Annotated in this window: 12 protein-coding genes; 7 read left to right on the top strand and 5 right to left on the bottom strand. The window is 35.9% G+C overall.

Features of this window, described 5'->3' with window-relative positions:
* Positions 1–4: 4 nt before the first annotated feature.
* Positions 5–1987 (top strand): LTA synthase family protein, encoded by a 1983-nt coding sequence (locus ASG31_RS10595; RefSeq protein ID WP_056031910.1) that lies wholly within the window; start codon positions 5–7, stop codon positions 1985–1987.
* A gap of 269 nt (positions 1988–2256) precedes the next feature.
* Here the strand turns inward: ASG31_RS10595 and ASG31_RS10590 are convergent, their stop codons facing one another.
* From ASG31_RS10590 to ASG31_RS10570, 5 genes are all read right to left on the bottom strand, one after another.
* Positions 2257–4113, bottom strand: a complete 1857-nt coding sequence (locus ASG31_RS10590) for a peptidase M61 (protein ID WP_056031907.1) — start codon at positions 4111–4113, stop codon at positions 2257–2259.
* A 120-nt stretch (positions 4114–4233) separates the two neighbouring features.
* Positions 4234–5883, bottom strand: a complete 1650-nt coding sequence (locus ASG31_RS10585; RefSeq protein ID WP_056031904.1) for a M1 family metallopeptidase — start codon at positions 5881–5883, stop codon at positions 4234–4236.
* Positions 5884–6025: 142 nt separating this feature from the next.
* Positions 6026–6850 (bottom strand): twin-arginine translocase subunit TatC, encoded by an 825-nt coding sequence (gene tatC / locus ASG31_RS10580; protein ID WP_056031901.1) that lies wholly within the window; start codon positions 6848–6850, stop codon positions 6026–6028.
* A 56-nt stretch (positions 6851–6906) separates the two neighbouring features.
* The gene (locus ASG31_RS10575) at positions 6907–7473 is read right to left on the bottom strand and encodes a hypothetical protein (RefSeq protein ID WP_056031897.1); all 567 of its coding nucleotides are present in this window, start codon (positions 7471–7473) and stop codon (positions 6907–6909) included.
* Positions 7474–8433 (bottom strand): SIS domain-containing protein, encoded by a 960-nt coding sequence (locus ASG31_RS10570; RefSeq protein WP_056031895.1) that lies wholly within the window; start codon positions 8431–8433, stop codon positions 7474–7476.
* 145 nt (positions 8434–8578) lie between these two features.
* On the opposite strand from ASG31_RS10570, the gene recQ reads away from it, so the two are divergent.
* The 6 genes from recQ to ASG31_RS10535 all read left to right on the top strand — a co-directional run bounded on the left by recQ (position 8579) and on the right by ASG31_RS10535 (position 15090).
* Positions 8579–10783, top strand: coding sequence for a DNA helicase RecQ (gene recQ / locus ASG31_RS10565; RefSeq protein ID WP_056031892.1), 2205 nt, complete (start codon positions 8579–8581; stop codon positions 10781–10783).
* Positions 10784–10950: 167 nt separating this feature from the next.
* Complete coding sequence (locus tag ASG31_RS10560) at positions 10951–12033, top strand: glycosyltransferase (protein WP_056031889.1); 1083 nt, start codon at positions 10951–10953, stop codon at positions 12031–12033.
* 258 nt (positions 12034–12291) lie between these two features.
* Positions 12292–12498, top strand: coding sequence for a hypothetical protein (locus ASG31_RS10550; protein ID WP_056031883.1), 207 nt, complete (start codon positions 12292–12294; stop codon positions 12496–12498).
* Between the two features lie 56 nt (positions 12499–12554).
* Complete coding sequence (locus tag ASG31_RS10545; protein ID WP_056031880.1) at positions 12555–12905, top strand: hypothetical protein; 351 nt, start codon at positions 12555–12557, stop codon at positions 12903–12905.
* A 200-nt stretch (positions 12906–13105) separates the two neighbouring features.
* The gene (gene lpdA / locus ASG31_RS10540; RefSeq protein WP_056031877.1) at positions 13106–14509 is read left to right on the top strand and encodes a dihydrolipoyl dehydrogenase; all 1404 of its coding nucleotides are present in this window, start codon (positions 13106–13108) and stop codon (positions 14507–14509) included.
* Positions 14510–14610: 101 nt separating this feature from the next.
* Positions 14611–15090 carry a hypothetical protein gene (locus tag ASG31_RS10535; protein WP_131725540.1) on the top strand — a complete coding sequence of 160 codons (480 nt, stop codon included), beginning with the start codon at positions 14611–14613 and terminating at the stop codon, positions 15088–15090.
* The last annotated feature ends 121 nt before the right edge of the window (positions 15091–15211 follow it).

The following is a 15211-nucleotide window of genomic DNA, read 5'->3' as shown; positions in this document are numbered from 1 at the left end:
TGTGATGATATTCAAAAAGTCAGTGCGTGCTGCAAAATTTCTTTTTAATTCCAGATTTTCTGCGCTATTCAGTATTTTAAGTCTTTATCTGGGGCTTTCATTTCTGATCAGAATTTCCTTTTTAGTGTGGTCATCTGCAGATGCGGTAGTAAATCCTTTTTATATTCTGAGAGCGTTTATTACAGGTTTTCTGTATGACCTCGCCATGGGATTGATGTTTTTGTTTCTCTATGCTTTCTATCTTCTGCTTTTTCCAAAAAGATGGATAGGATCACTTGCAGACAAAGCTTTCACATACTTTTATGTAACGATCATTTTCATTATTATCTATTTCAGTCTGATGGCAGAAATTCCGTTTTGGGATGAATTTGGGGTAAGATTTAATTTTATAGCAGTTGATTATCTTATCTACACTTACGAAGTTGTTGAGAATATCAACCAGTCTTATCCGCTTACTCTGATTGCAGTAGTTTTAATTTCAGTTATTATTTTAACTTTTTTCTATTTTAAAAAATTACAGATTTTTAAAAATACTTTTTCAGATAAAAGACCCATTTCTTCCCGATTCACACCTGCTGTAATTATCATACTTTCAGGCACTGTGCTTGGATTTTTAATGAAAAACAAACAGGCTGATTTTAGCAATAATCTTGTGGTGAACGAAATCGGGAAAAACGGGGCATTTTCTTTTCTCTCTGCATATCAGTCTAATGAGCTCGATTACAGTACTTTTTATCCGAAAATTTCAGACAGAGAAGCTTATTCTGTTTTGAAGGCTTCGCTGCTTCAGGAAAATCAAAAGTACGAAAAATCCCAACGTGATGATATATCAAGAAATACAGAAGGCGGCAAGGAACAGCGTCCCAACATCATCGTTATTGCCATTGAAAGCTTCAGTGCTGATTTTCTTTCCGAATTCGGTAATAAAGATCATTTAACCCCGAATTATGATGAACTTTCTAAAGAAGGCATATTTTTTACGAATCTTTACGCCACCGGTACAAGAACCGTGAGAGGGATGGAGGCTTTAACACTCTGCGTGCCGCCTACTCCCGGAAACAGTATTGTGAGAAGACCTGATAATGACAACCTGTTTTCAGTTTCATCTATTGTGAAATCTAAAAACTATCACCCTTATTTTATCTACGGCGGCGACGGTTATTTTGACAATATGAACAATTTTTTCGGAGGTCAGGGTTTTGATATTGTTGACCGCAACAGAGGCAATCCTTTATCAGACAAAATTCATACTCACAGATTTAAAATTGCAGATCAGGAAGTTACATTTGAAAATGCCTGGGGAATCTGTGATGAGGATATTTACACCCAGTCTTTAAAATATGCAGACAAAAGTTCAAAAGAAAACAAGCCGTTTTTTGAGTTTGTAATGACGACTTCAAACCACAAACCGTACACTTTTCCCGGTGGTAAAATTAATCTTGCGCAGGGAGACAGAAATGCTGCAGTGAAATATACCGATTATGCCTTGGGGAAATTTATTAAAGATGCCAGAACAAAACCATGGTTCAAAAATACGGTATTCGTGATTGTGGCAGATCACTGCGCGAGCAGCGCAGGAAAATGGGAAATCAATATAGCCAAACATCACATTCCTGCCGTAATCTATAATCTGAAACAACCCAGTCAAAGAATCAGCCGTCTGACTTCGCAGATTGATCTGATGCCAACGTTGTTCGGATATTTAGGCTGGAATTACCATACTGAACTCTACGGCAAAGACATCAACCAGACAAAAGTGGGAGATGAGCGTGCATTTATAGGCAATTACAGAACTTTAGGTATGTTGAAAAATAATATTTTCACGCAGATTGACGACCGCAAAAGAATCAGACAGTTTGAAGTTAATCCTTCAGACCAGTCACTTTCAGAGGTTCATGCTCTAAACAACTATCTTATATCTGAAACTATTGCCAATTATCAGACAGCGAGCGAAAGATTTAAAAATGGAAGAATGAAGTTGAAGTAATTCTAGTTTTAATTTAGAATTTATCCTAAAAGTTTTTAGCATGTGCCGAGAAATTAGTTTAAAAAAGATATTGACTTATCTGATTTTTACAATAAAAAAAACAGTTCTTTAAGTTGAAGTAAAAAACAAATAACCTGATGGGATTAGATGTTACGTTCAACAGAAAGAGCTGTTTTTTATGGCTTACAAAGTTACCCGAGAGTTGCGGCAAATTCAAAGCGGGTTGGCATTTTGGACGTTGCCAAAGCGGTTAATTTTTTTCAGAACTTTTATTTCTTCCCTGTAATCCACTGATCCTGAAGTTTCTTTTCGGCAGCAGTTGGATTCGCTTTGAAAGCTAAATTTTCTATGGTCATTTTATCTAGAATAGCTTTTCCTTTTAAATCCATTTTTTCAGATTTTCCGTTGGCTGTTCTCAGAACAGTTACCGTTACATTCTGTCCGTCTTTTACGCTTTTTGCATAATTAATAAATTCCTGAACATTCTGGATGTTGATTGTTCTACCGTCTAAAGCCACCACTTCGTCTGTAATTTTAAATCCGACAGATTTTGCAAAAGGAGAAAGGGCAGAACTTTCGTCAAAAATAAAGGTATTGTTTTTATCGTTATAACCCGTTTGGTTCGGGTCTTTTACAAACCAGAAAATCGGTGGAGTATCCTGCTTTTGAACCTCTACACCAACTTCTTTTAAGTATTTTTCGTAAGGTGTGGCCTCACTTCCTGCGATATATTTATTGTAGAAATCTCTTACCTGCGGATAGCCTGTAACTTCAACCAGTTCGTCAATCAGTTTGTCATCTTTAAAAGGTTTGTTTTCACCAAATCTCTGCGACAGTTTTCTGATCATATCACGGTAACCTATTTCGCCATTGGAAAGTTTTCTCAGTTCAATATCAAGACACATCGCAAGCAACGCACCTTTTTCGTAAACGTTTCTGTACTGGTCTTTGTACTCGTCTTTCAGGATGTTTTTGCTCATCACTGTAAACGGCATCGTGTCGTTGTAATTTTTAGAATTGGTGATCTTATCAGTCATTCTTTTCAAAAATTCATCTCTGGAAATCAAACCTTCCTGGATCTGGAAAAGATTGGCAAAATATTCTGTTCCCCCTTCATACATCCACAAATGCTGAGACATTTTCGGGTCTGCATAATCAAAGTAATGAATTTCTTCAGAATGTGTTTTCAATGGATTAACCGTGTGGAAAAATTCGTGAGAAACTACGTCCGTAATGGTTTGGTCGATGGCTTCCTTCGGCATCATTTCCGGTAAAACAACGCTGGTAGATTCGTGATGTTCCAAAGCTCCGAAACCTTTAATCTGAGGGCCGTCTGTACCTGCAAGATAAAGCATGATTGCGTACTTTTTATTGGTATTCATATCGCCTAAGAATTTCTTCTGGGCAACAACCATTTTTTCTAAATTTTCTTTAAAATCAGCAGCTTTATATTTTCCTCTAGGAGAATAAACACCTAAAACCAGTTCCATTCCGCCTGCGTTGAAGGTTATGTAATCCGGTTTGGTGTACATCAGCGGCGAGTCGGTGAGTTTAGCATAATTTGCTAAAGTAAAAGTATCTGTATCTTCAGACTTATCCTGATCTGTTAATGCTGTTGTTCCGTAGAAATCTTTCGGTTTTCTTACGGTTAACTGATAGGGCACATCCTGCATATTTTCAATGTAACCAACGAAACCGTGGGTGTTAATAAGATAGATTTTTCCTTCTTCGATATCAGTTCCTGACGGAGAAAAAACTGCTTTGTGTTTGGTATTATCCATTTCATCATCGAAACTGTCGTTTACCCAATATGTAACTTTAGTTAAATTCTGTGCATTTTTTAAGGTGTATGAATTGTCATTCACTTTCGTAAAAGTCAATTCTTTTCCTTTATTGTCGAGAAATTTTATTCCTTCAATAAATCTTCCGTAATCGTCTGTTGAATATGTTCCCGGAACTGTTTTAGGAAAGTGGAATTTCACGTCACCCGATTTCATTTTTGGAAATTCAAGGCTTACATTTACTTTATCGTCTTTAATATTAACAAGGTCGATTTGCGTCTTTACAGACTGTGCACTAAATGCTACTGCGGATAAAAGTCCTAAGCTTACTGCAATTTTTTTCATGTTGATTATATTTGCTTAAATAGTTGCCGGAAAGTGAGTTTTGTTACAAAAAAGGATGTAAAAAAAGCAAAACCGAACGTTCGATTTTGCTTTTCCAATATTTTCAGCCTCAGCCTCAACCTAATTCACCTTTTGATATCTTACGTAATTATTTTTATTAAACTCTACTGCACCATCATTTTTCAACTTCACAGTCTGCCATTCTTCCGTAGGTTTTATCCATTCACCATTCACTTTTAAAGGAAGTTTAAAATTTTTAACGACTTTGCTGTATTTGAATTTCAGTTCATTTCCTTTTTGAGAATATTCCAGAACCGGAACGTCTGTAGTTCTCAAATATTGATTAAAAACCGACGAAAAATCAATTCCCGATTTATCAGAAATGTATTTTTCAATCTGTTCTGTAGTTACGGTTTGGTGGTAAAAATCTTTATTTAAACCGCGTAAAATCTGTCTGAATTTCTCATCATTATCAATCACCTGACGGATCGTGTGAAGCATACTCGCACCTTTTGGGTACATATCGCCGCTGCCTTCATTTCTCACACCGTATTTCCCAATAATCGGCACATCGTTGCTGATCGAACGCTGAACTCCCTGAGCATATAAATCTGCAGACTTTTTATCCATATATTTTTCAGTAAAAAGCACTTCAGAATACATTGTAAAACCTTCATGAACCCACATATCTGCCTGATCTTTCGCTGTGATATTGTTGGCAAACCACTCGTGACCACTTTCGTGGATGATAATATAATCCCAGTTTAAACCAACCCCGGTTCCGGACAGATCACTTCCAAGATATCCATTTTCAAATTTATTTCCGTAGGCTACATTACTTTGGTGTTCCATTCCCAGGTATGGAGATTCTACCAGTTTGTAAGAATCTTCGTAAAAAGGATACGGCCCAAACCAGAATTCAAATGCTTTCATCATCGGCTGTACCTGCTGAAACTGTTTTTTGGCTTTATCTAAATTATAATCAATCACCCAATAATCTAAATCAAGCTTACCTTTTTCGCCGTTGTAAGTGTCTTTATAATTTACATATTTCCCGATGTTTGGTATGATAGAGTAGGCATTGATGGGGTTTTTCACCTCCCAGGTGAATACATTCCTGTTATCCGCAATGGTATTTCCGATACTCACTTCCTCTTTTATAAGTCTTCCGTTTCCGATACCTACCAAACCCACTGGTGTAATAATTTTCATAGTAATTCCCTGATCAGGCTCATCGCTCCAGATATCTTTCGTTGGAAGCCAGACCGAAGCACCAATTCCTTCATCAGCAACACTCATCCATGGGTTTCCTTTTTCATCTTTTGTGAAAACCCAGCCACCGTCCCATGGAGCACGTCTCGCAATCGTAGGATTCCCGGAGTAGGTAACATCAATGGTAAATTTTTCTCCTTTTTTAAAATTCTTTTTGGCAGAAATAAAAATGAAATCTCCATCCTGTTTAAAACCATCTAAAGTGGGGAAACTGCATTCAATTTTAACAGCTTTCATCGGCTTTTGCAAATCGATTTGAAATACAGGATTCACAACATCTTTTGTGATTTCAAAACTGATTTTATTGTTGCCTTTAATACTTTTTGATTCAAAATCCGGTTCTACGGAAAGGTCATACCTTTTAACATCCCAAAAATTCCTGAATTTGGTATCTGAACCCTTCAGTGTATCCTCTTTGGTGAAAGTTTTACCATGCTCAAAAAACTGCCCGAAAGCCAGTGATGAAGCAAAAAGCAGCGAGAAAGTGATTTTTTTCATAGGTGATGTATATTTCAAAAATAGAGAATTAATTTTTGTTTAGTCGCAAAAAGATATGACTTGTGACAGTGTTTTTCAATTATTAACATAAAAAAGCAGCTTTAATTACTTAAAACTGCCTGATTCTTTAATTAAATACAGTTTAGCTTTCTTTGGTAAGACCGGCATTTGCCTTCTGAACTTTTTTATAAGTGTAACCGGATGCAATAATGCTGAATTCATACAAAGCAAGCAGTGGAAGTGCTGCCATCATCATACTCAAGACGTCTGCAGGGGTAATAATTGCGGCAACCACCATAATCAGAACAATGGCATGGCGACGGTAGGTACGCATAAACATAGGTGTTAAAATTCCTATGGAAGTTAAGAAGTAAATTAAAATTGGAAATAAAAATACAACGCCCATTCCTAAAACAACCTGCAGAAAAAGTGTGGTGTAATCGCTCAAATCATACAGCGGAATGATGATATTTGAAATTTTGAAAATCACCCCAAAGTTGACTGCGAAAGGTAAAATTAAAAAGTAACCGCAGAGAACACCAGACAGAAAAAGCATCCACACTGCATTGATGATGAATATTGAGTTTTTTCTTTCATTAGGATGTAAAGCCGGGCCAATGAATCTCCAAAGCTCCCAGACAATATAAGGAAACGCAATCACCACGCCCCCAAACATAGAAACTGCAATCATCACATTAAACTGCTGATAAAGTCTCTGCACACGTACAGGGAAATCTTTTGGCAGATGTATGCTGTCTTCACCCAGAATCATCCGGGAAAAATAATTGGCCGCCTTGAAAGTAGGAAAATCATTTCTGGTAGGACCGAAAAAAATATGATCCATCACCCATTCAATGTTATAGCCTATTACAAATGCTGCGATGATAATCGCTATTATTGATCGGATGAGATGCCCTCTCAGCTCGCCAATATGTCCCCAGAAAGACATGTCTTTACCTTCGCTCATTAAAAAAAATATTTAGTTACGAAATTATGATAAATTGTTCAGAATTTCACAAGTTTTTAATTCCATTTCCATTCTAAATCTAGAGAGTAAGAAATGTTGTTCTCAGCAGATATACCGTTTAAAAATTTCTGTAAAATATTAATGTTTTGTGTTGTCATTTTATTTATTATTAAAACATTGTTTTCTAAAACTTTAATAAATAAAATATCTTTAATTTCAGTGATTTCTTTTATGCCGTTAAAAAAAAATTTGTGTTCAGAAGCCTTTTCAGAAACTACTATGTGTTTTTCAAAAAATAGAAGGTCAGAATTTTGGTTATTTCTTCTTTTGATGTTTTTCTTAACGTAAGTTTCTAGTTTTTTATGATAGAGATTTCTCCCCATTATCCTTCTAACAAAAAACATTGTAATTGCTAAAGGAGAAAAAATGATAGTAAATTCAATATTAAAGCCTTCTCTATTTCCATAAATCAATATAGAAAGCATGATAATAACAAAAAGAATATTGTTAATCACTTTAGCAGTCATCGCTTTTTTGCTTTTCGAAGAATCATAAAGAAGATAAGTCAAATAGTCCTGCTCAGAAATTTTATAATTGCTGATTGAAAAAAATGGCTGTTCCATCTAATTAATTCCCTCGTCCAACAATTTATGCAAATCTATAATTCCGAAATATTTTCCGTTTTCGGTAACAACAAGCTGACCGATGTTGTTATCTTTCAGGATTTTCATCGCGTCTTTGGCAAGAGAATTTCTTTCCACGGTTTTAGGGTTGAAAGACATAATATCCTTAGCAGAAACATCGGAGATATTAATACCGTTCATCAACATTCTCCGTAAATCTCCGTCTGTAATTACTCCGATAATATTGTCATTGTCTGTGACAACAGTAATTCCGTGTCTGGAGCTGCTTATAGAAATAATTACCTCTTTCACACTGTCATTTTCAGACACCTGTGGTTTTTGGGATGAAACAAAATCATCCACTTTTGAAATTAAATTTTTACCCAAACTGCCACCGGGATGAAATTTGGCAAAATCATTCGCTTTAAAATCTTTCAGTTCCATTAAACTCACCGCTAAAGCGTCTCCCAAAGCCATTTGTACCGTGGTGGAGCTCGTCGGAGCAAGTTTGATAGGGCAGGCTTCTACATCAACGTGTGTATCAAGAATAATATCTGAAAACTCAGCAAGTTTACTGCTTTTATTTCCCGTCATACCAATAAGGGAAGAAGAATATTCTTTTAAATAGGGAACTAAACTTACAATTTCCGGAGAATTTCCGGAATTTGAAATACAAAGTACAACATCCTGCTTCTGAATCACCCCCAAATCACCGTGGATAGCCTCTGAAGCATGCAGAAACTGCGACGGTGTGCCTGTAGAATTCAATGTTGCAACCATTTTGGTGGCAACATGCGCAGATTTTCCAATCCCTACAACGATGAGTTTTCCGGTTGCCGAATGAATAAGTTCTACTGCTTTTACAAAATCGTCATTAAGTCTGTTTTTTAATTTTTCAAGCTCAGAAATCTCAATATCAAGTGTTTTTTTTGCGATCGAAATAATATCGGTTGTATGCATTTTTAGTTGTAAATTTCAGATGAAAATAAGTTTCCCACTCAATTTATATTAACTATAAATATGATCTTAAAAATTGGTTAGCTTTTATTTTAGCTAAAATTTTTATAACTTTGGGATAGATGCAAATTTAGCAATACAAAATTAGATGAGCGCAAAAAAAGCCAATATATCGGGCGAGTTAAAAAAATATTTTGGGTTTTCTACTTTCAAAGGTCAGCAGGAGCAGATCATAGAAAACCTTTTAGACGGGAAAGATGTTTTCGTCCTCATGCCTACAGGTGGTGGTAAATCGCTTTGCTATCAGCTTCCTGCATTAATTTCTGAAGGTACGGCTATCGTGGTTTCGCCATTGATCGCACTGATGAAGAATCAGGTGGATGCCATAAACGGGCTCTCGTCAGATGAAGGGGTAGCCCACGTTTTAAACTCGTCACTGAACAAAACCCAGACTAAAAAAGTTTTTGATGATATAAAAGCAGGCCGTACAAAGCTGCTTTACGTGGCACCGGAGTCTTTGATAAAAGAAGATTACTTAGAATTCTTTAAAGAAGTGAAAATTTCTTTTGTTGCAATAGACGAGGCTCACTGTATTTCAGAATGGGGGCATGATTTCCGACCGGAATACCGTAATTTAAAATCAATTATCGATAAAATTGCAGATGTTCCCGTTATTGCTCTTACCGCTACGGCAACTCCAAAAGTGCAGGATGATATCCAGAAAACTTTGGGGATGACTTCCGCAATCGTCTACAAAGAAAGTTTCAACAGACCGAATCTTTATTATGAAGTTCGCCCAAAGGTGAATGTAGATAAAGAAATTGTAAAATTTATCAATCAACGGAAGGGTAAATCGGGAATTATCTACTGTCTCAGCCGAAGAAAAGTGGAGGAATTTGCACAGCTGCTTCAGGTGAACGGTATTAACGCGCTTCCTTATCATGCCGGCCTGGATCAAAAAGTAAGGGTTGCCAATCAGGATAAATTTCTGATGGAAGATGTAGACGTAATTGTCGCAACAATCGCATTCGGGATGGGAATTGATAAACCGGATGTACGTTTTGTAATTCACTACGATTTCCCGAAATCTCTTGAAAGCTACTATCAGGAAACGGGTAGAGCCGGACGAGACGGTGGCGAAGGATATTGCCTTGCTTTCTACGACCCGAAAGATATCGAAAAACTGGAGAAATTTTTAGCACAGAAACCTGTTTCTGAAAGAGAAATAGGTTTGCAATTGCTTAACGAAGTGGTGGGTTACGCTGAAACATCGATGAGCAGAAGGCAGTATATTCTTTATTATTTCGGTGAAACATTCGATCCTAAGACGGGTGACGGAGCAAAAATGTGCGACAATGCTTCAAATCCGCCCAAGCTCAAAGACGGTAGCGAGGATCTGAAAAAAGTACTGCAACTTATCAAAGATACGGGCGAAAAATTCAAATCTAAAGACTTAATATCTACGATTGTAGGCAAAGAAAATGCTGTTACCAAATCTTATAAATTAGAGCAGACTCCGCATTTTGGTTTCGGAAAATCAGAAAATGAAAATTACTGGAAAACCATTATCAGACAGGCTACGGTTCAGAATTTCCTTCAGAAAGATATTGAAACTTACGGTGTTCTAAAGATTTCTGAAAAAGGAAAAGCTGTTTTTGAAGAAGGGTTAAACCAGTCTTTTATGATAGCTGAAGATCGCGAATTTGATCTTTCACAGACGAAAGCAGAAAGTGATCAGGTTCAGCAGCAGTCGGCTGGTGGTTTAGACCAGAATCTTTTCGCATTGTTGAAAGATCTCCAGAAAAAAGTCGCCAAAAAGCACGGAATTCCACCGTATACGGTTTTTATGGAGCCAAGTCTGGAAGATATGACTGTTCAGTATCCGGTAACTGTGGAAGAAATCGCAAAAATTTACGGCGTAGGTGAGGGTAAAGCCAAGAAATATGGTAGAGAGTTCGCAGATTTCATCGCAAAATATGTAGAAGAAAACAATATAGAGCGTACTCAGGATATGGTTTTGAAAAATGTGGCGAATAAATCCAGTCACAAAGTTTTCATCATCCAGAGTACAGATAAAAAGATTGATCTTGAAGATATTGCCAGAGCCAAAAATCTTTCGATGAATGATCTTTTGAAAGAAATGGAACGTATTGTTTATCAGGGTACTAAATTGAATATTGATTATTACATCGAAGAAAATTTTGACGAAGATATGGTGGATGAGTTCATGGAATTTATGAATGAATCTGAAAGCGACAGCATGAAAGTTCTGTTGGATGAGTTTGGCGATGAACTGTCTGACGAAGAAGTGAGAATGCTGAGAATAAAATTCATCAGCGATGTTGCCAATTAAAGAATGAAGAAATATATAAAATATCCACTTTATTTCGCTCTATTTTTATTGGGTAGTTATGTTATGATATTTTATGTTTTTAATTTTTTAATTGAATGGTTTTTACAAGGAAGAAAATAAAAAATAATTACTATTGCTAAAGGAAAACTTTAGCATTTTTTATACTCATGAAAAAGATTTCTGTCATATTTATTCTGCCGGATCTTGAGACCGGAGGTGCAGAAAGAATCGTTACTACCATTGCAAATCATCTCTCCAGAGATCGATTTGAACCGAAGATTTTACTTTTACGCAAAGAAGGCGGCTACCTGAATATTCTGAAAAAAGATGTCGAAATTATCGATATCAATACCGAAAGGATTCGTCACTCTTTAAAGCCAATTCTTAAAGAAATTTACCGCCGAAAACCGGATATTGTTTTTTCTGGATATGGAGAGGTGAATGCGTATCTGTCTATGTTTATCAAACTTTTTCCGAAAACAAAATTCATTGCGAGAGAAACCAATGTTGTCTCGCAACATGTGACCAAAAAGGAAATTAAATTTTTCTACCACTTTTACAATAATTACCAGCAGATTATCGCACAGAGTGATGATATGATGCACGATCTGGTCAAGAATTTTAAAGTCAACCGTTCGAAAATTGTTAAGATCAATAATCCTGTTGATTTTGATTTTATTGAAAGCAAATTACAGGTTTCGCATAAGCCCGAAAGTTTTAAACTAAACTATAAAAACGTTGTTGCCATAGGAAATCTTTCGGCCAGAAAAGGGTTTGATAATTTGCTGAAAGTTTTTTCAAGATTAAAAAATGAAAAAATTTTGTTACACATTTTAGGTGACGGCAAAGACCGTGAGATTCTTCACCAAATGAAAGATTTTCTGGGCCTAAAAAATGTGTTTTTTCACGGAAAGCAGGAGAATCCCTACGAGTTTTTGAAGTATGCCGATCTGTTTATTCTGTCGTCACGTTACGAAGGTTTTCCCAATGTTCTATTGGAAGCAGGAGCCTGCGGAACGTATTCTTTAGCCAATAACTGTCCTGGCGGAATCAATGAAATCATTCAGCACGAAACCAATGGCGAAATTTCTGATATTGAAAATCACGAAGATTTTTCACAAAAAATTATGCAGATTCTGCATCGGTCTTACGATCATGATACCATAAAAAATTCTATAAAATCGAGGTTTTCGAAAGAGATTATTTTGGATAATTATGAGAAGGTTTTACTGGATTTGATGCATAAATAATAGGCTGGTGAAGATTTTTCTAAAAGTTACTTCTTTTTATATATTTTCAGTTGGCTTCTTTCTTCTGAAATTTGCCTGGGTAAACCTTGTTTTTGAATGCAGTTGCAAAGATGATGTTTTTCCGAAGTATTATGATCTTCCTTTTGTTTTTAAAAGGGATTCTCTAGCCTCTTCAATGGCAGAAGTTTTTTACGTTTCGGGAATACTTCTTAATGGTTTAGTCATCGCAATACTTCTTTTAATTTTTGATTTTTTTTAATGAAATTAGTAAAAAATCATAAGTTTATTTTAAAAATATATACATTCCTGCAGATTGCCTTGCTTTTGCTTTCTATTCACAGCTATTACATTTCATATACATTCGTAATTGATGATAGATTTGAATGGAAAAGCGATTTTAACGAACAGAGAAAAATGTATAAAGCAGAGTGTAAAAGCTATTTTGACGGAATAACCATCAATTAAATTTCAAGCATTTCCTTATATTTGAATCGCTAAAAAAATTAACTCAAACTTCATTCATGAAAAAACTCCCGAAATTAGGTTGTGCCTGCGAAAAGCACGATTTAATTGAATCAGAATACAGAACTTCAACCGTTGGTACAGATTCTACTGACGGCAGAAATGCTGAAGTAAGCATTATTCAATGCAGACTATGCCAAAGAATTTGGATTAAATATTCCGTTGAAACTGAAAATTCTTCAAATTTAAACAGATGGTTTAAAGGAATTATTGCCAAAAAAGAAGTGGCCGAAATGAAACCTGAAAATGCTGCGGAATATTTAGAAAATCTTCCTTGGTATATTTGCGGAGGCGAATTCTTTGGAAATAAAGAAGTTTTTGGACAGGGGAAATTGAATTTTGAGTTGTAAAAAGGCTGGAAGTCTGAAGCTGGAAGCCGGGGAATCTATAGTCACAAAATCAAAAGTATCCTCAATCAATTGAACATCCCAGCATCCCGCATCCAAAACCCCGCTCCCAAAAACTTGACAAAACTCACTTTGCTCCTTCTAAATTAATCAGTAAATTTGTAAGAATTAATCATCAGATAATAAATAAATTAAAATATAAAATGAGTCAATTCGATGTTACCGTAATAGGTTCTGGTCCCGGAGGTTATGTAGCTGCAATCCGCGCTGCACAATTAGGTTTCAAAGTAGCAATTATTGAGAAGTATTCAACTTTAGGCGGAACCTGTCTTAACGTTGGATGTATTCCTTCAAAAGCACTTTTAGACAGCTCTGAGCATTTCGAAAATGCAAAACACAATTTCGAAAACCACGGAATTATCATTAATGAGCCAAAAGCGGATATCGCAAGAATGATTGCGAGAAAAAATGAAGTGGTAGACCAGACTACAAAAGGAATCAACTTCCTGATGGACAAAAACAAAATCACTGTTTTTGAAGGTCTTGGAAGCTTTGAATCTGCAACTCAGGTTAAAGTGACTAAAAACGACGGTTCATCTGAAACTATCGAATCAAAATATACAATTATCGCAACGGGTTCTAAGCCATCATCTCTGCCTTTCATCACCTTGGATAAAGAAAGAGTGATCACTTCTACGGAAGCTTTAAATTTAAAAGAAATTCCTAAGCATTTGGTAGTAATCGGTGGTGGAGTTATAGGTCTTGAATTAGGTTCAGTTTATTTGAGATTGGGTGCTCAGGTTACTGTAGTTGAATTTATGGATAAAATCATTCCTACAATGGATGGAGCTTTAAGCAAGGAATTGACTAAGGTTCTGAAAAAGCAGGGAATGAAGTTCATGCTTTCTACAGCGGTTTCTGCAGTTGAAAGAAACGGAGATTCGGTAAAAATTACAGCTAAAGATAAAAAAGGAGAGGAGGTAACTGTTGAAGGAGATTATTGTCTGGTTTCTGTAGGAAGAAGACCTTTCACAGACGGACTTGGTTTGGAAAAAGCAGGTGTTGAGCTTGACGAAAGAGGAAGAATCAAAACCAACGACCATTTACAAACGAACGTTGCAAATATTTATGCAATCGGTGATGTAATCAAAGGTGCAATGTTGGCTCACAAAGCCGAAGAAGAAGGAACTTTTGTTGCTGAAACTTTAGCTGGTCAAAAGCCTCACATTAATTATAACTTAATTCCTGGAGTAGTTTATACTTGGCCGGAAGTTGCAGGAGTTGGTAAAACTGAAGAGCAATTGAAGGAAGAAGGTATTGCTTACAAAATCGGAACTTTCCCGATGAGAGCTTTAGGTAGAAGCCGTGCAAGTGGAGATATTGATGGTTTGGTGAAAATTATCGCTGACGAAAAAACTGATGAGGTTCTTGGTTTCCACATGATTGGAGCAAGAGCTGCCGATTTGGTTGCTGAAGGAGTTATTGCAATGGAATTCCGTGCAAGTGCTGAAGATATCGCAAGAAGTTCGCACGCACACCCAACGTATGCTGAAGCTGTGAAAGAAGCTGCTTTGGATGCGACTGGGAAGAGAGCTATACATATGTAAGAGCAAAGTAAAAAGTTTAAAGAGCCAAGTTTGGCGAAAAATATAAAAGAGAAGTTTCTGCTTCTCTTTTTTTTTGTAATTTTTTAGTTAAATTATTGATGATGAAAAAACTAATACTTTTTTCGATGGCTATTTTTTCCGGATTAATTTTGGGGCAGAATATTGAGTCTGTAAAAGAGATTGTGCAACATATCAATCAAACCAAAGATTTTAAAATTAAAACAGTTCCGTATTCCTATTTTATGGATCAATCTGAGGTTACAGATAACGGAATTGAATTAAAAGGCTTCTACAAAAACGGAAAACTAAGAAAAATGGAACATTGGGTTGGTTTGTCTGCCTGGAACATCATTACAGAATATTTTTTCTCGGAAAACGGGAAGTTAGTATTTGTTCATTCAAAAAAATATCAGATACTTAATGAAAATGGTTATTTGAAACAACCTCAACTTGTGTCTGAATCAAGATATTATTATGAGAAAGATAAACTGATTAAAAGCGTGTGGAAATTTGATGATGATGAAAAAACAGATTATTTAAAAGAATCTACAAATTTGATTAATCATTTAAGAAATTATTAGGATTAAATTTAAAATCAATTTACCATGTAACTCCCAAAACTCTCTAACTCTAAAAGCGTCCAACCCTAAAACCCAAAAAATCTCCAACTTATTTTCCTTACCTTTGCCAGCTAAATTATCA

The sequence above is a fragment of the Chryseobacterium sp. Leaf404 genome, assembly GCF_001424145.1.
GTDB lineage: Bacteria > Bacteroidota > Bacteroidia > Flavobacteriales > Weeksellaceae > Chryseobacterium.
This window is presented reverse-complemented; position numbering and strand designations above follow the sequence as displayed.